General features: G+C 66.4%; 21 protein-coding genes. 18 read left to right on the top strand and 3 right to left on the bottom strand.

The window, feature by feature from the left end:
• Nucleotides 1-67: 67 nt before the first annotated feature.
• A complete protein-coding gene (locus tag SB764_RS17940) occupies nucleotides 68-1,663 on the top strand; it encodes an MDR family MFS transporter (RefSeq protein WP_410864227.1) in 1,596 nt (531 codons plus the stop codon).
• A 72-nt stretch (nucleotides 1,664-1,735) separates the two neighbouring features.
• Complete coding sequence (locus SB764_RS17945; RefSeq protein ID WP_065063092.1) at nucleotides 1,736-2,188, top strand: MarR family winged helix-turn-helix transcriptional regulator; 453 nt, start codon at nucleotides 1,736-1,738, stop codon at nucleotides 2,186-2,188.
• Nucleotides 2,189-2,272: 84 nt separating this feature from the next.
• Here SB764_RS17945 and SB764_RS17950 read toward each other — a convergent pair whose 3' ends face one another.
• Nucleotides 2,273-3,565, bottom strand: coding sequence for an amino acid deaminase (locus SB764_RS17950; RefSeq protein ID WP_065063094.1), 1,293 nt, complete (start codon nucleotides 3,563-3,565; stop codon nucleotides 2,273-2,275).
• 165 nt (nucleotides 3,566-3,730) lie between these two features.
• Here SB764_RS17950 and SB764_RS17955 point away from each other — a divergent pair, with 165 nt between their 5' ends.
• The 3 genes from SB764_RS17955 (at nucleotide 3,731) to SB764_RS17965 (ending at nucleotide 6,673) form a co-directional block, all read left to right on the top strand.
• The gene (locus SB764_RS17955) at nucleotides 3,731-4,711 is read left to right on the top strand and encodes a MurR/RpiR family transcriptional regulator (RefSeq protein WP_074981505.1); all 981 of its coding nucleotides are present in this window, start codon (nucleotides 3,731-3,733) and stop codon (nucleotides 4,709-4,711) included.
• Between the two features lies 1 nt (nucleotide 4,712).
• Nucleotides 4,713-6,203, top strand: coding sequence for an N-acyl-D-amino-acid deacylase family protein (locus tag SB764_RS17960; RefSeq protein ID WP_410864230.1), 1,491 nt, complete (start codon nucleotides 4,713-4,715; stop codon nucleotides 6,201-6,203).
• Nucleotides 6,204-6,283: 80 nt separating this feature from the next.
• A complete protein-coding gene (locus SB764_RS17965; protein ID WP_065063098.1) occupies nucleotides 6,284-6,673 on the top strand; it encodes a RidA family protein in 390 nt (129 codons plus the stop codon).
• Between the two features lie 70 nt (nucleotides 6,674-6,743).
• Here the strand turns inward: SB764_RS17965 and SB764_RS17970 are convergent, their stop codons facing one another.
• Complete coding sequence (locus SB764_RS17970) at nucleotides 6,744-7,064, bottom strand: helix-turn-helix domain-containing protein (protein ID WP_110325400.1); 321 nt, start codon at nucleotides 7,062-7,064, stop codon at nucleotides 6,744-6,746.
• On the bottom strand, nucleotides 7,061-7,438 hold the full coding sequence (locus SB764_RS17975) for a type II toxin-antitoxin system RelE/ParE family toxin (RefSeq protein WP_244145573.1): 378 nt from the start codon (nucleotides 7,436-7,438) through the stop codon (nucleotides 7,061-7,063). Before SB764_RS17975 ends, SB764_RS17970 begins: the two co-directional genes overlap by 4 nt.
• A gap of 472 nt (nucleotides 7,439-7,910) precedes the next feature.
• Here SB764_RS17975 and SB764_RS17980 point away from each other — a divergent pair, with 472 nt between their 5' ends.
• From SB764_RS17980 to SB764_RS18040, 13 genes are all read left to right on the top strand, one after another.
• Entirely contained in the window at nucleotides 7,911-8,924 is a 1,014-nt protein-coding gene (locus SB764_RS17980; protein WP_410864233.1) for an IclR family transcriptional regulator, read from the top strand.
• Nucleotides 8,925-8,947: 23 nt separating this feature from the next.
• A complete protein-coding gene (locus tag SB764_RS17985; protein ID WP_234774596.1) occupies nucleotides 8,948-9,976 on the top strand; it encodes a 2-dehydro-3-deoxygalactonokinase in 1,029 nt (342 codons plus the stop codon).
• Between the two features lie 103 nt (nucleotides 9,977-10,079).
• Nucleotides 10,080-10,766 (top strand): 2-dehydro-3-deoxy-6-phosphogalactonate aldolase, encoded by a 687-nt coding sequence (locus tag SB764_RS17990; protein ID WP_410864234.1) that lies wholly within the window; start codon nucleotides 10,080-10,082, stop codon nucleotides 10,764-10,766.
• Nucleotides 10,763-11,542, top strand: a complete 780-nt coding sequence (locus SB764_RS17995; RefSeq protein ID WP_110325406.1) for an SDR family oxidoreductase — start codon at nucleotides 10,763-10,765, stop codon at nucleotides 11,540-11,542. The genes SB764_RS17990 and SB764_RS17995 overlap by 4 nt, the downstream gene beginning before the upstream one ends.
• 210 nt (nucleotides 11,543-11,752) lie before the next feature.
• Complete coding sequence (locus SB764_RS18000) at nucleotides 11,753-12,754, top strand: arabinose ABC transporter substrate-binding protein (protein ID WP_065063109.1); 1,002 nt, start codon at nucleotides 11,753-11,755, stop codon at nucleotides 12,752-12,754.
• Nucleotides 12,755-12,861: 107 nt separating this feature from the next.
• Complete coding sequence (gene araG, locus SB764_RS18005) at nucleotides 12,862-14,373, top strand: L-arabinose ABC transporter ATP-binding protein AraG (protein WP_065063111.1); 1,512 nt, start codon at nucleotides 12,862-12,864, stop codon at nucleotides 14,371-14,373.
• Between the two features lie 13 nt (nucleotides 14,374-14,386).
• The gene (araH, locus tag SB764_RS18010; RefSeq protein ID WP_074981509.1) at nucleotides 14,387-15,427 is read left to right on the top strand and encodes an L-arabinose ABC transporter permease AraH; all 1,041 of its coding nucleotides are present in this window, start codon (nucleotides 14,387-14,389) and stop codon (nucleotides 15,425-15,427) included.
• Between the two features lie 39 nt (nucleotides 15,428-15,466).
• Nucleotides 15,467-16,267 carry an SDR family NAD(P)-dependent oxidoreductase gene (locus SB764_RS18015; protein WP_176079407.1) on the top strand — a complete coding sequence of 267 codons (801 nt, stop codon included), beginning with the start codon at nucleotides 15,467-15,469 and terminating at the stop codon, nucleotides 16,265-16,267.
• Complete coding sequence (locus tag SB764_RS18020) at nucleotides 16,264-17,196, top strand: SMP-30/gluconolactonase/LRE family protein (RefSeq protein WP_410864237.1); 933 nt, start codon at nucleotides 16,264-16,266, stop codon at nucleotides 17,194-17,196. The genes SB764_RS18015 and SB764_RS18020 overlap by 4 nt, the downstream gene beginning before the upstream one ends.
• Before the next feature lie 381 nt (nucleotides 17,197-17,577).
• Entirely contained in the window at nucleotides 17,578-18,768 is a 1,191-nt protein-coding gene (locus tag SB764_RS18025) for an aldose 1-epimerase (protein WP_410864239.1), read from the top strand.
• 289 nt (nucleotides 18,769-19,057) lie between these two features.
• Entirely contained in the window at nucleotides 19,058-19,873 is an 816-nt protein-coding gene (gene pyrF, locus SB764_RS18030) for an orotidine-5'-phosphate decarboxylase (RefSeq protein WP_065063119.1), read from the top strand.
• A gap of 780 nt (nucleotides 19,874-20,653) precedes the next feature.
• Nucleotides 20,654-22,231 (top strand): ESPR-type extended signal peptide-containing protein, encoded by a 1,578-nt coding sequence (locus SB764_RS18035; RefSeq protein ID WP_410864241.1) that lies wholly within the window; start codon nucleotides 20,654-20,656, stop codon nucleotides 22,229-22,231.
• Nucleotides 22,228-23,310: a YadA-like family protein gene (locus tag SB764_RS18040; protein WP_410864243.1), complete on the top strand. Its 1,083-nt coding sequence runs from the start codon at nucleotides 22,228-22,230 to the stop codon at nucleotides 23,308-23,310. The genes SB764_RS18035 and SB764_RS18040 overlap by 4 nt, the downstream gene beginning before the upstream one ends.
• Nucleotides 23,311-23,354 lie beyond the last annotated feature (44 nt).

A 23,354-nucleotide genomic window follows, 5' to 3' on the forward strand; every position in this document is an offset into this window, starting at 1 on the left:
AGTGTAGAGGATCGCACCATGCTATGATTCGTAATCTTTGACGCGTCAAACGTTGCGGGATCAAAAAATGGCCGTTCATACCGCCGCCCACCATTCCAGCGGGCAGGTGCTGCCGTTCCGCGAGTCGCTGCTCGCCATGCTCGGCGTCTCGTTCGTGACCATGCTGGTCGCGCTCGATCAGACCGTCGTCGGCACCGCGCTGCCGACCATCGTCGCCGACCTGCGCGGCTTCGAGCTTTACGCGTGGGTCGCCACGTCCTATCTGCTCACTTCGGTTGTCACCGTCCCCATTTTTGGCCGGCTCGGCGATTACTACGGGCGCAAACCCTTCGTGATCGCATCGATCGTCGTCTTCACGGCGGCCTCGGTGCTCTGCGGCGCGGCCAACAGCATGTTGTTCCTCGTGATCGCGCGCGGCCTGCAAGGCATCGGCGGCGGCATGCTCGTGGGCACCGCGTTCGCCTGCATTCCCGATCTCTTTCCCGATTCGGTCGTGCGCCTGCGCTGGCAGGTGCTGATGAGTTCGGCGTTCGGCATCGCCAACGCGGTTGGGCCGTCGCTCGGCGGTTTTCTCACGCAGTACTACGGCTGGCGTTCGGTGTTCTACGTGAACCTGCCGGTCGGCCTGCTTTCGCTGTACTTCGTCTGGCGTTTCCTGCCGCATCTGCGCCAGGTCGCGCACACCGGACGCATGCGGCTCGACTGGCCCGGCGCGCTGCTGATCGCCGTGACGCTCGGCTGCCTGCAACTGTTCGTCGAACGTCTGCCCGAGCATGGTGTGACGTTCGGCGCGCTCGGCCTGCTCGCGCTCGCCGTCGCGGCGGCGTGGGCGCTGTGGCAATGGGAGCGGCGCTGCCCGCAGGCGATTCTGCCCGTCGACATGTTCCGCAACGCGAGCCTCAATGCGCTGTTCACGCTCGCCGTGCTCGGCGGCTTCACGATGTTCTCGCTGCTGTTCTACGCGCCGCTGCTGTTCCAGGGCGGCTTCGGCATGTCGCCGAACGAGGCGGGCGTCGTCATCACGCCGCTGGTGGTGTTCATCACGATCGGCAGCATTGCGAACGGGCGCATCGTCTCGCGCATCCGCAATCCGAATCTGATGCTCTATATCGGCTTCACGATGCTCGCGATCGCCTGTTTCGCGGTCGCGCTCGCGACGCGCTCCATGCCGCGCGGGCTGCTGATGACGTTCATGATCGTCGGCGGCCTTGGGCTCGGTTTCGTGATGCCGAATCTCACGGTGTTCGCGCAGCAGACGGCGGGCCGCGAGCATCTGGGCATCGCCACGGCGCTGCTGCAATCGCTGCGCATGATCGGCGGGATGATCGGCACGGCGCTGACCGGCACGATGATCACGCAGCTCTACGCGAGCGGCGTGCAAAAATCGCTCGCGGCCGATCAGGCGACGCACTGGCTGCCGCAACTCGCCGATCCGCAGATTCTGGTGAATCGCGACGCGCAGACCGCGCTGATTGGCGAACTCGCCAAGGCCGGGCACAATGGCGCGCCGCTGCTCGAAGCCGCGCGCGAGGCGCTGGTGGGCGCGATCCATCTGGGCATCGCGCTGGCGGCGCTGGTCGCGCTCGTCTCGCTATGGCAGACGCGGCGCGTGCCGCTCATCAAGCTTCAGCGCAAGGTCGAGCCCGTGATTCACGCGGACTGATGGCGGGTGTTTGCCGCGTCTTTTATCAACACCGCCCAACCCCGCTTTAACCGCCAGGCAGGATTTTTCAGCATGGAAACTCAGGACCGCATCGCCATCGTTCAGCAGTTCGGACGCACTTATCGCGCTTTCATGTCGGCGTTCGAGGCGCAGGTGGGGCATCCGCTGCCGCGCTGGCGCATCCTGCTCGCGCTGCACGACCAGAACGGCGAGTCGTCGCAGAAGCGGCTTGTCGAGCGTCTGCGCGTGGACCCGGGCGCGCTCACGCGTCAGTTGAAGCCGCTCGAAGCGCTTGGCTGGATCGCACGCAGCGCCGATGAGCGCGACAACCGCATCACCAATGTGAAGCTCACGGCCGCCGGGCGCGAGGTGATCGAAGCGGGCTTGCCGCGCCGCAATGCGTTTCTGAACCAGACGATGTCGCTGCCCGACGACGCGCTCACCGCGCTGTCGGGCGCGTTGAAGATGATGGAAGAGCGGATCGGCGTCGCGGCGATGCAGGCGGGTGCTCAGGACGGGGCGTGAACGCCGTTTAACGCACGCGCAAAAAATTCAGGCGGCGGCGCACACTGTGCGACCGCCGCCTTGTTACATCCGGACGCGGAAAACTCAGAAGAACGTTTCGATCACTTCGGTCACGCGATACTGGCCGTCCACCATCAGCAACTGGCGCCACTTGTCGAACGTGAGACACGGGTGCGAGATGTCGAAGCCGATCATGTCGCCGACCTGAATGTCCGCGCCCGCCGGAATCTGCAGATACGCGTGCTGATCCATCATCTGAAACACTTCCCAGCCTTCGCTCGCGGCGATCTCGCGCGGCGCGCCCGTCACCTCGCCGTCGCGTGACGGACGATAGTGGCGCGTGGCTTCCGGAAAGCCCGCGTCGAAGGCGGCGTCGCGCTTGCCGAAGCCGATGATCGCGCGGCCCGGCTCCGGAATCGACTGCACATAAGCCCACAGTTGCAGCGCGGGCAGCAGCGCCACGCCCATTTCGCGCGCGACCGGATTGCGCGTGAGGATCTGCGATTGCGCCTGCTTGTAGACGCCCACGTCGTGCGTGAGATAGCAGCCGGGGCGCAGCACCACGTCGATCGTGCCCGCCTGGCTGGCCTGCGCGAATTCTTCGGCGACCACGTCGTACCACGCCGAACCCGCGCCCGAGAGCAGCGCGGGCGAGCGCGAGAAGCGGCCCGCGGCGGCGAGTTCCTCGGTCACGTTGAGCGCGTCGCGCAGGAAGGTGCGCACTTCGCTTTCTTCCTTGAGGATGCCTTCGTAGATCTCGACGCCCGCGAGTTGCAGCGAATCGGGATAGCGCGCGATGGCTTCGAGCACGGCGCGGCGCGTGTCGGCGTCGCGCACGCCGGTGCGCCCGCGCGGCACGCCGAGTTCGAGCAGCAGGTTCAGCGTGCGGCGCGAGGCGCGGAAGAATTCGCCGAGCTGTTCGACGCCCGCGACCGAATCGACGAGACAGAAGAACTCGAACTCCGGATCGCTGAGCAGTTCGGCGATGATCGCCATGTTGCGGCGGCCCACGAGCTGGTTGGCCATCAGCACGCGCGTGACGCCGCCCCGATACGCGGCGCGCGTCTGATGCGCCGTGGCGAGCGTGATGCCCCACGCGCCGGTTTCGAGCTGGCGGCGGAACAGTTGCGGCGCCATCGTGGTCTTGCCGTGCGGCGCGAGCTTCACGCCGTAGCGCGTGACGAAGTCCTGCATCCACTTCAGATTGTGTTCGACGCGGTCCGCATACAGAACGGCGGCCGGCAGGCTCACGTCTTCGGCGAGCAGATTCCATTCGAGACGGCCCGCGTCCTGCAACGGCACGCTCGCGCCGGGCACGTTGCCGAGGCCCTTGCTGTTCGGGTCGATCGTCGCACTCTGATAGTTTGTAACTTTCATCTCGGTTCGCTCCATATTCTCCATTGCGCCTGATATTACGGTACAGACGGGTTCGCCGTTGACTCGGTGATAGTACACAAAGTACCATCGCTTCGTGAATTGTTATTTACTAACACGGCGCTTTCGCCGTTCCCCTCCGTTCCGTCCGCTTACGTCCTGCCTGCCATGAATTCTGCCGCCGAACCGGGCCGCTTCGACATCGTCGCGCGCATCGCGCAATGCGTGCCGGATCTGCGTCCCGCCGAGCGCGACGTCGCCGCCCTGATTCTCGACGATCTCGCCAGCGCCGCGCGCGCGAGCATCGGCGAACTGGCTCGGCGCGCGGGCGTGAGCATCGCGACCGTCACGCGCTTCGCCAAGGCCGTCGGCTGCCACGACGTGCGCGAACTCAAACTGCGCCTCGCCCAGGCGGCTGCCGTGGGCGAGCGATTCCTGCGCGGCGCGGCCGGGCAGGGCGAGCCTGCGAAGGCAAAGCGCGCCAAGGGCGCCAAAGGCGCCAGGCGCGATGCCAGCAAAGCCAATGCCACACCCGACGCAGACGCACCGCTCGCTACCCGGGTTTACGGCGAGATTCACGCCGCACTCGAGCAGAATCACGAATTGCTGCGCCAGGCGCCGTTCGCCGAGGCCGCCGCCGCGCTCGCGCAGGCCCGCATGATCTATGTGTTCGGCATGGGCGGCGGCTCCAGCGCGCTCGCCGACGAAATGCGCTTTCGCCTCGTACGCCTTGGACGCCCCGTCGCCTCATACCAGGATAGCCTGTTGCAGCGGATGGTGGCGAGCACGCTCGCGCCCGATTGCGTGGTCGTCGCGTTGTCGCTAACAGGACGCGTGCCCGAACTGCTCGACGCGTGCCGCATCGCGCGCGACTACGGCGCGAAGCTGATCGCCGTGACCGCGCCCGCGTCGCCGCTGGCCGCGCTCGCCGACTGGCTCGTGCCGATCGTCGCGAGCGAGACCGACTTTATTTACAAGCCGTCGTCGTCGCGTTACGCGATGCTGATGGCGCTCGACGTGCTCGTGACCGAACTCGCGCTCGCGCAGCCCGAGTCCAGCCGCGAATTGCTGCGCCGCATGAAGCACACGCTCGATGCGCATCGCGGCACCGCCGGGCGCGGCGGCGAGCGCCAGCCACTGGGAGACTGACATGCATTCGCACCCCGAAGCCGCCGATACGCTGATCGTCGGCGCCATGCTGTATGACGGCACGGGCGCGCCGCCCGTCGAACGCGACGTGGCGTTGCGCGACGGACGCATCGTCGCCATCGGCAATCTGTCGAACTGGCTCGCCGAAGAAGTGATCGAGGCGAACGGGCGCGCGCTCGCGCCGGGTTTCATCGACGTGCACACGCACGACGACACCCACGTGATCCGCTCGCCGCAGATGCTGCCGAAGATCAGCCAGGGCGTGACGACGGTGGTGGTCGGCAATTGCGGCATCAGCGCCGCGCCGGTCGCGCTCAAGGGCGATCCGCCCGATCCGATGAACCTGCTCGGCACGCGCGAGGCATTCGCGTATCCGACCTTCGCCGCGTATGTCGCGGCCGTGAACGCGGCGAAGCCCGCCGTGAACGTGGGCGCGCTGATCGGCCATACGGCGCTGCGCAACAATCATCTGGATGACCTCAAGCGCGCGGCGACCCGTGACGAAGTCGCGGCCATGCGCGCGCAACTCGAAGAAGCGCTCGCGAATGGCGCGCTCGGCTTGTCGACGGGTCTTGCGTACGGCTCCGCGTACGAAGCCTCGACCGAGGAAGTCGCCACGCTCGCCGAACCGCTCGCCGCCGCGGGCGCGCTCTACACCACGCATATGCGTACGGAATTCGACGCAATTCTCGACGCGATGGAGGAGGCGTATCACATCGGCAAGCACGCGCGCGTGCCGGTGGTGATCTCGCATCTGAAATGCGCGGGGCCGTCGAACTGGGGGCGCAGCGCGGAAGTGCTCGCGTCGCTCGACGGCGCGCGCAAGTATCAGCCGGTGGGCTGCGATTGCTATCCGTACAGCCGCAGTTCGTCGACGCTCGACCTCAAGCAGGTGACGGGCGACATCGACATCACGATCACGTGGTCCACGCCACATCCCGAGCAGGCGGGCAAGCTGATCAAGGACATCGCCGCCGAATGGGGCGTCTCGCAGCAGGAGGCGGGCAAGCGCCTGCAACCGGCGGGCGCGGTCTATCACAACATGTCGGAGGACGACGTGCGCCACATCCTCTCGCATCCCGCGACGATGGTTGGCTCCGACGGCTTGCCGAACGATCCGCTGCCGCATCCGCGCTTGTGGGGCGCGTTTCCGCGCGTGCTCGGCCACTACGCGCGCGACGAGCAGTTGCTGCCGCTCGAAGAGGCGGTGCGCAAGATGACGGGTTTGTCGGCGCGGCGATACGGCCTCGCGCAGCGCGGCGAGGTGCACGTGGGCTGGCACGCCGACCTCGTGCTGTTCGATCCCGCGAAGGTGCGCGACGCCGCGACCTTCGACAAGCCGCAGCAAGTGGCCGAGGGCATCGACGCGGTATGGGTGAACGGCGTGCTGTCATACCGCGACGGCCAGCCGACCGGCGAGCGCGCCGGGCATTTCGTGGCGCGCGGTCCGCGCGAGGCGAGTGCGAACACCAGCGCCAACGTGGCTTTTTAAGCCGATTCAATGTCGACACGCGGCGCGGCGCAGGACGACGCGCGCCGCACGATCTCAAAGCGATCTCAAAGGAGCAAACGATGAAACGATATGGAGTGGAAGGCGGCAAGGGCCAGGGCGGTCAACATCTGCCGTTCGCGCGCGCGGTGGAAGCCGACGGCTGGCTCTACGTCTCGGGCCAGACGCCGATGGAAAACGGCGAGGTGATCAACGGCGGCATCGTCGAGCAGTCGCACAAGACGATCCAGAACGTGTTCGCCATCCTCAAGGAAGCGGGTTACGGCCCGGAGCACGTGGTGCGCTGCGGCGTCTGGCTCGACGACGCGCGCGACTTCCAGTCGTTCAACAAGGTGTTCCGCGAGTACTTCGGCGATCATCCGCCCGCGCGCGCCTGCGTGCAGTCGAGCATGGTGATCGACTGCAAGGTGGAAGTGGACTGCGTGGCGTATAAGGCGCCGGCTGGGAAGTAAGGCGCTTGCCTGGTTCAAGCACGCTGGCGCTCTGGCTGTGGGAGGCGAAAAGCGAAAGACGGTCGTCCGGTTAGCGGGCGGCCGTTTTTTTCTGGGCGTTGGCTTCGCGCGGTTTGGCTTCGTGGATGATCAACTCGATTCTCATGCCGGCGGTGGCTGCCATATTCACAAGCATATCGATGCCGAAGCGTTCGAATTTTCCGCGTACGAGATCGGAAATACGCGGCTGCGTGACGCCGAAGAGTTTCGCCGCTTCTTTCTGGCTCATGTTGTGGCGCTTGATGTGTTCTTCGAGCGCGAACATCAACTGACACCGTAGGTCCATGTTGGCGGCCTCGCCGGGCGTGTCCTCGATGGCGTCCCAGACGTTGTCGAAGGTCTCGATTTTCATGGCAGGTTCTCCTGATTGCGAATGGCGCGAAAACGGCGCGCTGCGAGCGACATGTCGGCGAACGTGATTTTTTCGCTCTTCTTTGGGAAGCAGTGGAGCACGTAAATCGCGTCGCGGAAAGTCGCGACATAAATCACGCGGAACGCGCCGCGTTTTTCGCGCACGCGTATTTCACGTACGCCGGGACCGATCGGATTGACGGGCTTCCAGTCTTGCGGATCTTCGCCGCTTTGCACGAGGCGTAGTTGCCGCCCGGCTTCCTTGCGCGCCGCAACCGGAAACCTGTTCAGGTCGTCGCGCGCGCAGCCGCAAAACTTCACCGGCTTTTCGAGGGTGAGCTTATACAAAATTTTATATCTCCTCCAGAGGACCAAGCACCGATTCCGGCCCGATGCGCACCGGGCCTGACATCGCTCAAGTCTCTGGATCGCCGCCGGATTGCGCCCCCGATTCCATCAAGCGCGTCCGCAGCGTTGGCCGTCCGGCCAGGGGGGGCGGATATCCCAATATATGAACGCCCCAATCACATATTGGAGATCGCGGAAAAACCGCCCTACAATCCAACCCATCCGACAGGGCGCGCCCAGCAATGGCAAAACAGGCGCACCCGACGCAGTCGGCACCACTCAAGACAAAGCCCGGCGGCGGCGCGCAGCGTCCGTCCAGCCAGGCGAAAACCGGAGACGTTTGCCATGTTCCAGCCTGCGGAAAACGCGGCCACTCGCCGTGCGTCCACGCACCGGGCGCCGCCTTGCGCCCGAGCGCATCGTCCCTCACCGAACCATGGCCCGCGCGCCGTCGTCTGACGCCGCGCGCTCTCCCCACGTCCATCTGATCGACCTCGCCATGAATAAAGCGATGTCCCCGACGCTCGCCGAACGCCTCGCCGCCGCTTCGAACGGCCAGGCCGCGCCCGAAGCCGCCGCCGCCCATGCCGCGCACGCCGTGCACGCCGTGCACGCCGCCCAGCGCGCTGTGTCGTCCGCGTCGGCATCTGCGTCTCCCACGAAAGCCCGCTCCGGCGGCGATGAAATCCTCGGTCTGCCGGGCGCGCTGCTCGACGGCTCGACGCAAGCCGGCACGCAGACGCTGCTGCGCGGCCTCGCGATCCTCGAAGCGGCCGCCGCCGGCGTGCGCGATCTGCGTTCGTTCGGCGCGGTGCTCGGCACGACGCGCAGCACCACGCACCGCCTCGTGTCGAGCCTCGTGCAGGCGCGCTATCTGCGTCAGGTGCAGGGCGGCTATCTGCTCGGCCCAAAGCTGATCGAACTCGGCACCATCGCGCTCGAACAGATGCCGCTCACGGCGGTCGCGCGCACGCATCTCGAAGCGCTCGCCGACGCCACGCTCGACACGATCCACATGGGCGTGCGCGACGGCGACGACGTGCTCTACATCGACAAGATCCCCGGCCAGCGCGGGCTCGAAATGCGCTCGCGCGTCGGTCACCGGATGCCGCTCGCGTCGACCGGCATCGGCAAGGCGATGATGCTCGACCTCCCGCCGCAGTCGTGGCGCGATCTGTTCGAAGCGTCGCGCCGCACGCTCGCGGGCGTGAGCTTCCGCCCCGATCACAGCCTCGACCCGGACACCTTCATCAAGCGCATGGCCACCTATTCGGCGGGCGGCTACACGTTCGATCTGGAGGAGAACGAAGTGTCGATCCGCTGCGTGGCCGCGCCCGTGCGCGACGCGTCGGGTGCGATCGTCGCGGCGCTCTCGGTGGCGAGCACGATTCCCTATATGCCGCTCGAACGCATGGACGAATTGATTCCGGTCGTGCAGCGCGAAGCGCGCGCGATCTCGCAGGAACTCGGCTGGCGCGCGCCGCAACCCGCTACGCGCAGGATTCGCCGATGACAGGCCGCACCACACAAGAACACATGGAACAGGGCAAGGACACCCGCGCCGCGGCGCAGCCGGGCACGCGCCAGGCCGCGTTGATCGCGCTCGATTGGGGAACGACTTCGCTGCGCGCGTATCTGTTCGATGCGGCGGGCGAGGTGCTCGACACGCGCGTTTCGACGGCGGGCATCATGAATCTGCCGGTGCCGGCGGAAGAGGGCGGCTTCGACGCCGCCTTCGACGAAGCCTGCGGTGTCTGGCTCGCGCAAACGCCGGCGCTGCCGGTGCTGGCGGCCGGCATGGTCGGCAGCGCGCAAGGCTGGTTGCAGGCGCCTTACGTGGAAACGCCCGCGGGCGAGGACGCGCTGGTGGGCGGCATCGTCAAGGTGCGCGCGGCGTGCGGCGTGGACGTGGCCGTGGTGCCCGGCGTGCTCGAACCGGGCGCGCTGCCCAACGTGATGCGCGGCGAGGAAACGCAGATCTTCGGCGCATTGAGCGCGCAACCCGCAAGCGACGCCGCCGACGACAGCGCCGCCGGCACGCAAGCCGCGCTGATCGGCCTGCCCGGCACGCACGCGAAATGGGCCGTGGTGGAAGACGCGCGCATCGCGCGTTTCTACACCTTCATGACGGGCGAGGTCTATGCGGCGCTTTCGGCGCACACGATTCTCGGCCGCACGATGAAGCGTCCGGCCGCGCCCGATACGGCGGCGTTTTTGCGTGGCGTGAGCGTCGCGCGCGAACACGGCAGCGCGGGCCTGCTCGCCACGGCGTTCAGCACGCGCACGCTCGGCCTCACCGAACAACTGGCGCCCGACGAGCAGCCCGATTACCTCTCGGGCCTCGTGATCGGCCATGAACTCGCGGGACTCGAAGCCGTGCTGGCGCGCCGCGACGTCGCGCTGGCCGCCTGCGCGCCGCAACTGATCGGCGCCGATGCGCTGTGCGAGCGCTACAAGCTCGCGCTCGCGCAGTTCGGCTGCACCGGCGCGCATCTTGTGCGCCATGCGACCGAGCGCGGCTTGTGGCGCATCGCGGTGCGCGCGGGCCTCGTGTCCGCGAGCTGATCGACGCGACGCACGACGCCATCGCACGCCGATACGTAAACAGATACGCAAGCAAAGCAACCTCGAGCAACGTCAAGCACCGAACACACGAACAGGACCCGTCATGCAACCCGAACTGAACCTGCCCGCTCCCTACACGCCGCACGCGGGCTTCGTGGCCGCGTTCGCCGCGTGCCGCATGGTCGCGATCGTGCGCGGCATCAAGCCCGCCGAAGCCGCCGAACATGGCCGCGCGATCTATGAAGCGGGTTTCCGGATCATCGAGGTGCCGCTGAATTCGCCGTCGCCGCTGGAGAGCATCGCCGCGCTGCGCGCCACGCTGCCCGCCGATGCGCTGATCGGCGCGGGCACCGTGCTCACGACCGAGCGCGTGCGCGACGTGAAAGCCGCGGGCGGCGAACTGATCGTGATGCCGCACGCCGACACCGACGTGATCCTCGCCGCGAAGCTGCAAGGTCTCGCGTGCGTGCCGGGCGTCGCCACGCCGACCGAAGCGTTCGCCGCGCTCAAGCACGGCGCGGACGGCCTCAAGATGTTCCCCGCCGAGCAGCTCGGCCCCGACGTCACGAAGGCGTGGCGCGCGGTGATTCCGGCGATCGTGCCGCTGCTGCCCGTGGGCGGCGTGAAGCCCGACAACATGGGCCCGCAACTCGCGGCGGGCGCGAGCGGCTTCGGCCTCGGCTCGGCGCTCTACAAGCCGGGCCAGGACGTGGCGGCCACACGCGCCAACGCGCTCGCGTTCATCGCGGGCTGGCGCGAAACCGCCAAGGCGCTGGGAGCAAAGGCATGAATCGTCTCGCGGGCAAGGTTGCGCTCGTGACCGGCGCCGGACGCGGCATTGGCGCGGCGATCGCGCGCGCGTTCGTCGCCGAGGGCGCGGCCGTCGTGCTCGCGGAGGTGGATCTGGACACGGCGCAGGCCACGGCCAAAGACATCGCCGCTGCAGACGCCAACGCTCGCGTGCTCGCCGTGAAAACCGACGTCACGCAATCGGCCTCGGTCCAGTCGGCCGTGAGCGAAGCGGAGCGCACGTTCGGTCCCGTCGACGTGCTCGTGAACAACGCCGGCATCAACGTGTTCGCCGATCCGCTGACGATGACCGACGACGACTGGCGCCGCTGTTTCGCCGTCGACCTCGACGGCGTCTGGAACGGATGCCGCGCCGTGCTGCCAGGCATGGTCGAGCGCCGCGCGGGCAGCATCGTCAACATCGCCTCGACACACGCGTTTCAGATCATTCCGGGCTGCTTCCCGTATCCGGTCGCCAAGCACGGCGTGATCGGCCTCACGCGTGCGCTCGGCATCGAATACGCGCCGAAGAACGTGCGCGTGAACGCGATCGCGCCCGGCTACATCGAGACGCAACTGACGCACGACTGGTGGAACGCGCAGCCCGATCCCGACGCGGCGCGCCGCGCGACGCTCGAACTGCCGCCGATGAAGCGCATCGGCAAGCCCGAGGAAGTGGCGATGACGGCCGTGTTTCTAGCGTCCGACGAAGCGCCGTTCATCAACGCGAGCTGCATCACCATCGACGGCGGGCGCACGGCGCTGCATCACGAATGAATCCGCAGTAACGAATCCGCAGTAACGCAGTAACGACGAACAAAAAAAGCAATAACGAAGAAGAGAAGGCAGCAGTAAAAAAACGCAGCACGAAGGCAAAAAGAAAAACGCAGGACATTCGCCGCAGCGCTGGCCGCGCGCGCGAGCGGACGGACGAAAACAAGCGGCCGCTACCCTTCCCGTGACTGAAGAAGACAGGAGACTGACACCATGCAACGCAGGATTTTCCTCACGCTGATCGCCGCCGCGACCACGGCCGTGCTCGCTCATATGCCCGTCGCGCAAGCCGCCGATCCGGTCAAGATCGGCTTTCTCGTGAAGCAGCCCGAAGAACCCTGGTTCCAGGACGAATGGAAGTTCGCGGAAGCGGCCGCGAAGGAAAAGGGCTTCACGCTGGTGAAGATCGGCGCGCCCTCGGGCGAAAAGGTGATGAGCGCGATCGACAACCTGGCTGCGCAAAAGGCCCAGGGCTTCATCATCTGCACGCCTGACGTGAAGCTCGGACCGGGCATCGTCGCCAAGGCCAAGGCCGACGGCCTCAAGATGATGACGGTCGACGACCGCCTCGTCGACGGCGCGGGCAAGCCGATCGAGTCGGTGCCGCACATGGGCATTTCGGCCTACAACATCGGCAAGCAGGTCGGTGACGGCATCGCCGCCGAAATCAAGAAGCGCGGCTGGGACATGAAGGACGTCGGCGCGATCGACGTGACCTACGAGCAGCTGCCGACGGCGCACGACCGCACGGCCGGCGCGACCGACGCACTGGTGGCCGCGGGCTTCCCGAAGGCGAACATCATCGCTGCGCCGCAAGCCAAGACCGACACGGAAAACGCCTTCAACGCCGCCAACATCGCGCTGACGAAGAACCCGCAGTTCAAGCACTGGGTCGCTTACGGCCTGAACGACGAAGCCGTGCTGGGCGCCGTGCGCGCAGCGGAAGGCCGCGGCTTCAAGGCCGACAACATGATCGGCATCGGCATCGGCGGTTCGGATTCGGCGCTCAACGAGTTCAAGAAGCCGCAGCCGACGGGCTTCTACGGCACCGTCATCATCAGCCCGAAGCGTCACGGCGAGGAAACCTCGGAACTGATGTACGCGTGGATCACGCAAGGCAAGGAACCGCCGAAGCTCACGCTGACGACCGGCATGCTGGCCACGCGCGACAATGTGGAAAGCGTGCGTCAGCAGATGGGTCTCGCGTCGAAGTAAGCGCCTGATCGTAGGGTTTTGAGGTGTTTCCCGCTGCGGGGCGGCGGCCGGTCCGAGGATGGATCCGGCCGCCGTGCCCGCAGCGTATCGAATGAGAGGAAACCGACGTGTCAGCGACACTGCGTTTTGACAATATCGGCAAGGTGTTCCCAGGCGTGCGCGCGCTCGACGGCGTGTCGTTCGAGGTGAACGCCGGCGAAGTGCACGGCCTGATGGGCGAAAACGGAGCGGGCAAGTCCACGCTCCTGAAGATTCTTGGCGGCGAATATCAGCCCGATTCGGGCCGCATTCTCGTCGATGGCAACGAAGTGAAGTTCGCGGATGCCGCGGCCTCGATCGGTTCGGGCATCGCCGTGATTCACCAGGAACTGCAATACGTGCCCGACCTCACGGTCGCGGAGAATCTGCTGCTGGGCGCGCTGCCCAATGCGCTCGGCTGGGTGAAGCGCGGCGAAGCGCGCAAGTTCGTGCGCGAGCGTCTTGCGTCGATGGGCGTGGATCTCGATCCCGCCGCGAAGCTGCGCAAGCTCTCGATCGCGCAGCGCCAGATGGTGGAAATCTGCAAGGCGCTGCTGCGCAATGCGCGCGTGATCGCGCTCGATGAACCCACGAGTTCGCTCTCGCACCGCGAGACCGAAGTGCTGTTCAAGCTCGTGCGTGAACTGCGCGCCGACAATCGCGCGCTCATCTACATCTCGCACCGCATGGACGAGATCTACGAGCTGTGCAACGCCTGCACGATCTTCCGCGACGGCCGCAAGGTCGCCTCGCACGAGAAGCTCGACGAGGTGAAGCGCGAAACGCTCGTGGCGGAAATGGTGGGCCGCGAGATCAGCGACATCTACAACTACACGCCGCGCGAGCACGGCAACGTGCGCCTTGCGGTGCGCGGCATCGAAGGGCATCCGCTCAACGAGGCGGCCAGCTTCGAGGTGAAATCGGGCGAGATTCTCGGCTTCTTCGGTCTGGTGGGCGCGGGCCGCAGCGAACTGATGCAGCTCGTCTACGGCACGCACAAGCGCAAGGCGGGCGAGATCGAACTCGACGGCAAGCGCATCAGCGTGAAGAGCGCGAGCGACGCGATTCGCAACGGCATCGTGCTGTGCCCGGAGGATCGCAAGGAGCAGGGCATTGTCGCGATGGCCACGGTGTCGGAGAACATCAACATCAGTTGCCGCCGCCATTTCCTGCGCGCGGGCATGTTCCTCGACCGCAAGAAAGAGGCCGAAACGGCGGACCGCTTCATCAAGCTGCTGAAGATCAAGACGCCGAGCCGCCGCCAGAAGATCCGTTTTCTCTCGGGCGGCAATCAGCAGAAAGCGATTCTGTCGCGCTGGCTCGCGGAGCCGGATCTGAAGGTCGTGATTCTCGACGAACCCACGCGCGGCATCGACGTGGGCGCGAAGCACGAAATCTACAACGTGATCTATCAGCTTGCGCAGCGCGGCTGCGCGATCGTGATGGTGTCATCGGAATTGCCTGAAGTGCTCGGCGTGTCGGACCGCATCGTGGTGATGCGCGAAGGCCGGATTTCGGGCGAGTTGCCGCGCAGCGCGGCGAGCGAACACGCGGTGCTGGACCTCGCGCTGCCGCAAGGCGCGCAGCGTCGCGCCGCATGATGGGGAAGGAGTGATGCAAATGCAACGAGACAATCTTGCGGCCGAAGCCGCCGACGCAGCGAAGAGCGTGGCGCACAGCGCCGCCGACGCGCTGATCCCGAAGACCAGCGACAAGCAGAAGTGGTGGCAGCAGATCACCGAGTACAGCCTGATCGTGATTTTCGCGGTCATGTTCATCACGATGTCGCTGACCGTCGATCACTTCTTCTCGATCGAGAACATGCTGGGTCTTGCGTTGTCGATCTCGCAGATCGGCATGGTGGCCTGCACGATGATGTTCTGCCTCGCCTCGCGCGACTTCGACCTCTCCGTGGGCTCGACCGTGGCGTTCGCGGGCGTGCTCTGCGCGATGGTGCTCAACGCGACCAACAACACCTTCATCGCGATCGTCGCGGCGGTGGCGGCGGGCGCGGCGATCGGCTTCGTGAACGGCGCGGTCATTGCGTATCTGCGCATCAACGCGCTGATCACCACGCTCGCGACGATGGAAATCGTGCGCGGCCTGGGCTTCATCGTTTCGCACGGTCAGGCTGTGGGTGTGTCGTCGGATACGTTCATCGCGATGGGCACGATGGCCTTCTTCGGCGTGCAACTGCCGATCTGGGTCACGCTGTTCTGCTTCATCGTGTTCGGCGTGATGCTCAATCAGACCGTATACGGACGCAACACGCTCGCCATCGGCGGCAATCCGGAAGCGTCGCGGCTCGCGGGCATCAAGGTCGAGCGCACGCGCGTGTGGATCTTCCTGATTCAGGGCGCGGTGACGGCGCTGGCGGGCGTGATTCTCGCCGCGCGCATCACCTCGGGTCAGCCGAACGCGGCCGAAGGTTTCGAGCTGAACGTGATCTCGGCGTGCGTGCTGGGCGGCGTGTCGCTGCTGGGCGGCCGCGCGACGATCTCGGGCGTGGTGATCGGCGTGCTGATCATGGGCACGGTCGAGAACGTGATGAACCTGCTCAACATCGACGCGTTCTATCAGTACCTCGTGCGCGGCGCGATCCTGCTCGCGGCGGTGCTGCTCGACCAGTTGAAGAACCGCGGCGCGCGCGATTAAGCCCGCGGCCACGACTCAAAAAACCAGGAAGCTCAACGTATGTCTTCACCCGCCAATGCCGTCGCGCGCCACGCGCATGAAAACTTCGCGCGTTATCCGAGCCTTGCGGACCGCGTCGTGTTGATCACGGGCGGCGCGACCGGCATCGGCGCGTCGTTCGTCGAGCACTTCGCGGCCCAGGGCGCGCGCGTGGCGTTCTTCGATATCGACGCGACGGCGGGCGAAGCGCTCGCCGACGAACTCGGCGACTCGCGTCACAAGCCGCTGTTCGCGCGCGTCGATCTGACCGATATCGCCGCGCTGCGCGCCGCCATCGCCGACGTGAAGGCCGCGCTCGGTCCGATCGAGGTGCTCGTGAACAACGCCGCGAACGACAAGCGTCACACGCTCGCGGAGGTCACGCCCGAGTTCTTCGACGCGGGCATCGCCGTGAACGTGCGTCATCAACTGTTCGCGGCGCAGGCCGTCGCCGAGGACATGAAAGCGGCGGGGCGCGGCTCGATCATCAATCTGGGTTCGATCAGCTGGATGCTCAAGAACGCCGACTATCCCGTCTACGTGATGAGCAAGTCGGCGGTGCAGGGACTCACGCGCGGGCTCGCGAAGGATCTCGGCCAGCACGGCATTCGCGTGAATTCGCTGGTGCCGGGCTGGGTGATGACGCAAAAGCAGCGCGACCTGTGGCTCACCGACGAAGGCCGCGAGGCGATCAAGCGTGGCCAGTGCATCGACGCCGAACTGCTGCCCGAAGACCTCGCGCGCATGGCGCTCTTTCTGGCCGCCGACGACAGCCGCATGATCACTTCGCAGGACATCGTGGTGGACGGAGGCTGGGCATGAGCGATCAGCTTCAACCGGCGCGGGGCGACGTCGCCGAACTGCTGGTGCACGCAAAGAACGCGCTCGGCGAAGGCGCAACGTGGTGCTCGCGCAGCGGGCGGCTCTACTGGAACGATATCGAAGGCGCGAGCCTGGCGCGTTACGACGCGGCCGACGGTTCGCATCGCGTCTGGCCGATGCCCGAGCGTCTCGCGTGCTTCGCGCTTTGCGAAGACGCGGACACATTGCTGATCGGGCTCGCCTCGCGGCTTGCGTTCTTCGATCTGCGCACGGGCGAGATCACGCCGATCGTCGACGTGGAACCCGATCTGCCGACGCGTCTGAACGACGGCCGTTGCGACCGTCAGGGCCGCTTCGTGTTCGGCACGAAGTACGAGCGCAAGCCGTTCGAGAAGATCGGCGGCTTTTATCGGCTCAATCACGATCTCACGCTGGAGAAACTGCCGCTGCCGGTGGCGGCGATTTCGAACAGCATCGGCTTCAGTCCCGACGGCGGCACGATGTATTACGCCGATTCGTTCACGCGCGAGATTCGCGCCTGCAATTACGGCGCCGATGGAACGATTGCAAACGATCGGCTCTTTGTGCAGGTGCCGTCGCACGAAGGCGAGCCGGACGGTTCGACGGTCGACAGCGAAGGCGGCCTCTGGAACGCGCAGTGGGCGGGCGAATGTGTCGTGCGCTACGGCCCGGACGGCGTGGAAACCGAGCGCATCCGCGTGCCCACGGTGCAGCCGACCTGCGTGACGCTCGGCGGCGAAGACTATTCGATGCTGTATGTGACGAGCGCGCGCGACGGCCTCGACAGCGACACGCTGGAGCGCGAACCGCACGCGGGCGGCGTGTTCGTGGCGCAGACGCGCCGCACGGGGCTCGCCGAGCCGCGCTTCCTGGGTGGCTTCCAGGGCGGTGTCCAGGGTAAACGGTAAGGAAAGCGAACGATCGTTCGTCGTGTGAGGGCGTGCTCGCCGACGCGTTCGCGTGAGCGACATGAGCGCAGCGCGGAATCGTTTTCGAGCGGGGCCTGCGTTGTAGCGAGACAACAAAAAGGCGCAAAAGAGCGGGGCGGATGCGCGCCGGTGTGGCGCCAAACCGCCGCCGTCTCTAAGGTGCTAGCTGTACAAGGCAGCACCGATCAGCACCAGTCAGCACGATTCAGCAGGACTTGAACAAGAAGCGGCCGTCACACGACGCAGGCAGCGCGCGGCGATCGAAGCGCGCTGAAGGACCGTCGTGGCGATGCGACCGGCAGGCCGCCAATGCGCCGCCATCCTGGGCGGCGATCCATCATGCCTCTCGAGGAGCCGCTCATGAGCGTCGCGAATTCCGCTTTGCGTCCAACAGCTCGTTCCCGTAACGCTTCCCGGTCGCCGCTTGCCGCCGGCACGGCCGACCCCGCCGCATCGCCGCCCGCCGCCGGTTCGCCCGCCGCCGCGCGCCGCGCGCGGCTGGAAGCGACCACGCATCCCGTCATGCCGGGGCCGAGCACGTCCGCCGTGGCCATCGGCGCGGCCGGCACGGGCGACGTGGCCTGCGTCAGCCTCATCAACGCGTATCTCCGTCTGGACGTCGCGCCGCAACTGGGCGGCGGCATCACGCGCTTCGACTGGCGCAGCGAAGGCGCGCTCGAACCCGTGTTCCGCCGCTGCGAGCAGGTGAGCGCGCGCATGGACCCGAACGAACTGGCGTGCTATCCGCTGCTGCCGTATTCCAATCGGATCGCCGCCGGGCGCTTCCAGTTCGGCGGACGCGACGTCGAAATCGCCCGCAATCGCGCGAGCGAGGCGCTGCCGATTCACGGCGACGGCTGGCTGGCGAACTGGAGCGTCGAGAGCGCCGAGCGCGAGCGCGTGCGTCTCGTGCTCGACCGCAGCGAGGGTGAGCCTTACGCGTATCGCGCGGCGCTCACCTACGCGCTGGACGGCCCGACGCTCGCGATGTCGCTCGAAGTGGAGAACGTGGGCCGCGAGGCGCTGCCGTTCGGGCTGGGCGTCCATCCGTTTCTCGCGCGCGACGCGAGCACCGAACTCTCGGCGCCTGCAAGCGGCCTGTGGCTCTCGGGCGCCGACTGGCTGCCGGTGCGCCATGTGCCCGCGCCGCCCGCCTGGCAGTTCGGCGTGGCGTATCCGCTGCCCGAGCAGATGGTGAATCACGCGTTCAGCGGCTGGAGCGGACGCGCGGCCGTGGTCTGGGAGCGCCGCCGCCTGTCGCTGTCGATCTGCGCGAACACGGACTATTACGTGCTCTACACGCCGCCGGGCGAAAACTTCTTCTGCTTCGAGCCCGTCGATCACCCGATCAACGCGGTCAATCTGGCGGGCGGCGGCGGCGCGCACGGCATGACCGTGCTCGCGCCGGGCGAGCGCCTCGCGCGGCGGTTCAGCTTCACGGTCGAGCGGATGGACCTGCGCGCGGCGGCCAGCCCGCATCGCTCGGGCGCGCGGGGCCGGACCGGCGCGCGCGGGCCGAAGGGCGGCCGGGCGCGCACGCAGGCGGCCTGAACGCGGCGGGGTTCGGCGACGCCTACGGCCAATCCGGCGGCGGCGCGCGCGGCCTCGCGGCGTTTCCTCCGATCATTGCGCCGCAGCCCGGAAGCGGCTCGCGGTGGCCAACTGCTCGTTGGCCGGCGTTTCGCCGCTTCGCCGCCGGCGGCTTGCGCCCGGCGCCGCTTCCCGGCGCTTGCCGAAGCCGCGTGCGCCTTGTCGGGAAGCCACCCGGCAAGCCGGTTAAAATACGCGCCGTTTCCCCTGTTTCCCTTTTCCCTGCACCGGGCTCGCCGCCCGATCCATCATGACCTCGTTCACCCAAGACCTCGCCGCCGCCTGGCAGCGCACCGGCTCGCTGCTGTGCGTCGGCCTCGATCCCGAGCCCGCGAAGTTCCCGGCCGCGCTGGCCGGCCGCAGCGACGCGATCTTCGAATTCTGCCGCGATATCGTCGACGCAACCGCGCCCTACGCGTGCTCGTTCAAGCCCCAGATCGCCTATTTCGCCTCGAATCGCGCCGAAGACCAGCTCGAAGCGCTGATCGCGCATATCCACGAGAAGCATCCGGGCCTGCCGGTGATTCTCGACGCCAAGCGCGGCGACATCGGCAGCACGGCGGAGCAGTACGCCCGCGAAGCCTTCGAGCGCTTCAAGGCGGACGCCGTGACGGTCAACCCGTACATGGGCTTCGACTCGATCGAGCCTTACCTCGCCCACGCGGGCAAGGGCGTGATCGTGCTGTGCCGTACCTCGAACCCCGGCGGCTCCGATCTGCAATTCCTCACCGTCGACGGCAAGCCGGTCTACCAGGTCGTGGCCGACCTCGCCGCGAACAAGTGGAACGCGAGCGGCGAACTCGGACTGGTTGTGGGCGCAACGTTCCCGAAGGAAATCGAGATCGTGCGCGGCATCGTCGGCGACATGCCGCTGCTGATTCCGGGTATCGGCGCACAAGGCGGCGACGTGGAAGCGACCGTCAAGGCCGGCCGCAGCGCCAACGGCACCGGCATGCTGATCAACTCGTCGCGCGCGATCATCTTCGCGAGCAAGGGCGAGGACTACGCGCAAGCGGCTGCAACGGCTGCTGAAAAGACGCGCGACGCGATCAACGCCTGCCGTTGATGCGTTCGGGCGAACGGTTCGGTATTCGAATCGTTCGCCTCTCGGTTTTTCGATCTGACACACATAAATATTCAGAAAACGTCAGATCGCTCACTCAGATTTTAAGAACCGTCTGATTCGTCGCACCGCCGTCAGTTCTTAACATGGCATGGTCGATGTGGAATTTGCGATGCCCGGATGTTAAACGCCGCAATTTTCCCGCTGCCTGGGCTTCAGGCGGCGCGCCGTGCAGCTGGCTGCATCGTGCCTCGATCCGCTGGCGTCGTGACGGCAAGCATCGTCGCGACACCTGGTTGGGCCGCCCACGCGGCCCGCTGACCGGGGCGCTCTCGCGCTCGTAGCGATCGGTAGAACCGATCTGCAGGAGTCTGGACGGGTTCTGTCATGAAAATCACCATTTTTCGCGCCGCGAGGATCTCGATTCTCGCGTGCGCGAGCACGTCTGCGTTCGCGGGTAGCGATCCGTCACGGACTCGCTTGAACAATTCCAGGTTGATGCGAGGTGCGCCGTGCGGATGAACCGGTAACGGCGGCTGTGTCGCGGTCGCGCCTTCCGTGACAGGCCAGACGGAAGCAGCAAGCGAGCGGCACAAGCCGAACACGAAATAACGCGCGAACAGGTGGCGCGCTCACGTTCTGACGTGTGCGCGCCGTTGGAACAAAAGCGCTTCGCCAGGCGCATCGACCTGTGTGGTCGCCTGGCGTAGGCCGGAAATGAATTGAGACCGGGGCACGAATGAAAAAGCTCACGGGACTAGGGAATTTATTAAGGATTGCAAAATGAATAAGGCATATCGATCAGTATGGAACGAGTCCGCGGGGACGTGGATGGCGGTGCAGGAGAACGCGAAGGGGCGGGGGAAACGAGCGACTAGCAGCGCGGTCGGCGTGGTGGCGGTGACTGCTTCCGTGATAGCGGGCGTCGGCGGGGTCGCGTCAAACGCTAATGCGGCGATGATCACGGGCTATACCGGAACCACGACGGGCGGTAGCTGCACCACGGGTGGGACGACCCTGAGCGGAATTACGTATGCCGCTGAAACTGATCCGATCGATGGCAGCGGAACTTACTCTTTGATCGCCGGCTGCTCGGCGTCGGGCGGAAATCATGTCGCCGTAACGGCGTTCGGCGCGTACGCTTCGACCACCGGCGACTATGCGGCGGCATTCGGATTCGGCGCCAACGCGGCAGCCAACGCTACCGCGATCGGGTTTCAGGCGTACGCGACCGGCGCGAATTCAACTGCATTAGGCTATAAGGCGACCGGCAGTGCAGCGAACGCTGTTGCTATCGGCGCGAATGCGTCGGCGAGCGCGTCGAATGCGATCGCGTTCGGCAGTGGCTCGATGGGGAGCGGCACCAGTGCGGTCGCGCTGGGCCAAAACGCCGGTGCGCTTGGCCTGAACTCCGTCGCTATCGGCAATGGCGCGACGACGCCCCAGGTCGGCGGCGTGGTGATCGGCGCGGGCGCGGTGAGCGACCCGACCAACGCAGCCGGTAACAATCCCGTCAACGCCAACGTGGTCATCGGGATCGGCGCGACTGCCTCCAACGGGGCCTCGATTGTAATTGGCGCAAGCAGCACCGCCTCGCAGGTTGGCGGGGTCGCGGTAGGCGTGCGTAGTACTGCAAGCGGCGCCCGCTCAACCGCTTTGGGTTTCGTTTCGACGGCCGCCGGTGACTATGCGATCGCGCTCGGTCGCACATCGAACGCGTCGGGAGCGTACGCCATGGCGTTGGGTGATGCTTCGGTTGCCTCGGCGGACAACGCGATTGCAATGGGCCCGAGCGCGAAAAGCTCCGCCGCGGGCGCGATTGCGATTGGCCAGTCGAGCACCTCGCAAGGCACGAACAGCATCGCGCTGGGCCAAAACGCGACGGCGGCAGCCAACAACTCCGTTGCGCTGGGCTACGGCTCGATCGCGGACCGTGCCAATTCGGTCTCAGTCGGCGCGGTGGGCGCGGAGCGTCAGGTCGTCAACGTGGCGGCCGGCGCAGTCACCTCGACGAGCACGGATGCGGTGAACGGTTCGCAGCTGTACGCGACGAACGCGAACGTGTCGAACGTTTCGAACACGGTGAACAACATCGTGAACGGCAGCACGGGCATCAAGTATTTCCACACGAACTCGACGCTGGCCGATTCGTCGGCGACGGGTACGAACGCGACGGCGATCGGGCCGGCGGCCGTCGCCTCGGGCGCGAACAGCATCGCACTCGGCTACAACGCCGCGACCAGTGCCGGCGGTACTGCGGACGGCAATATCGCATTGGGCGCAAGCGCCCGGATCAACAATACCGGTAGTGGTGCTATCGCGATTGGTCGCAACGCGTACATTGAAGGGACCCTGCGGTGACGACGCTTCAGGGCAATGTCACGACGCTGCAAGGCCAGATTACGAACATCAACGGCAAGCTCGCTGATGCGGTGCTGTACGACTCGTCGTCGCACAACTCGGTGACGCTGGGCGGCGTGGGCGCGAGCACGAACGTCAAGCTGACGAACGTGGCGGCAGGCACGCTGTCGTCGACGAGCACGGATGCGGTGAACGGTTCGCAGCTGTACGCGACGAATGCGAATGTCTCGAACGTTTCGAACACGGTGAACAACATCGTGAACGGCGGTGGCGGCATCAAGTACGTCCACACCAACTCGACGCTGGCCGATTCGTCGGCGACGGGTACTAACGCGACGGCGATTGGGCCGGTGGCGTCGGCGAGCGCGTCGAACGCGATCGCGATCGGTAACGGTGCGAATGCTTCGACGGCGAATTCGGTGGCGCTGGGTAACGGCGCGACGACGGCTGCTGCTGTCGGCACGGCCAATGGCGTGATCGGCGGTCAGACGTTCACGTATGCCGGTGCAACGCCGACCGGCGTGGTGAGCGTGGGCGCGGCCGGGGCCGAGCGTCAGGTGTCGAACGTCGCGGCGGGTCGCGTGACGTCGACGAGCACCGATGCGGTGAACGGTTCGCAGCTGTATGCGACCAACACGCAGGTGACGGCGAACACGACGAGCATCAGCAACGTGCAAGGTGCGGTGACGACGCTGCAAGGTACGCAAGGCACCGACGCCGTCAACGTGAGCCAGTTGAACGATGCGGTGGTCAATGCCCAGTCGTACACGACGCAGGCGGTGGCGCAAGGCGTGCAGCAAGCCAACGCGTACACCAACCAGCAGATCGGTCAGGTTCGTCGCGAGATGAACTCGCTGGGTGCGGCGGCCATGGCGGCGTCGTCGCTGATCCCGAACGCGCGGGCGGAAGGCAACTTCCAGATGGCCGTCGCGGCGGGTACGTACGGCGGTGAAAGCGCGCTGGCGCTCGGTGCGAACTGGTACGTCAGCGACCGTCTCCTGCTGAACGCGCACGTCGCGCGTTCGACGGGCGCCGGCGGCAGCACGGGCGCATCGGTCGGTGCAACGTTCGGCTTCTGAGCGGAGCGCTAACCAGGCCCGCCACGGGAAGCCGTGGCGGGCAC

The sequence above is a fragment of the Paraburkholderia sp. SIMBA_027 genome (genome assembly GCF_046535315.1).
Taxonomy (GTDB): domain Bacteria; phylum Pseudomonadota; class Gammaproteobacteria; order Burkholderiales; family Burkholderiaceae; genus Paraburkholderia; species Paraburkholderia tropica.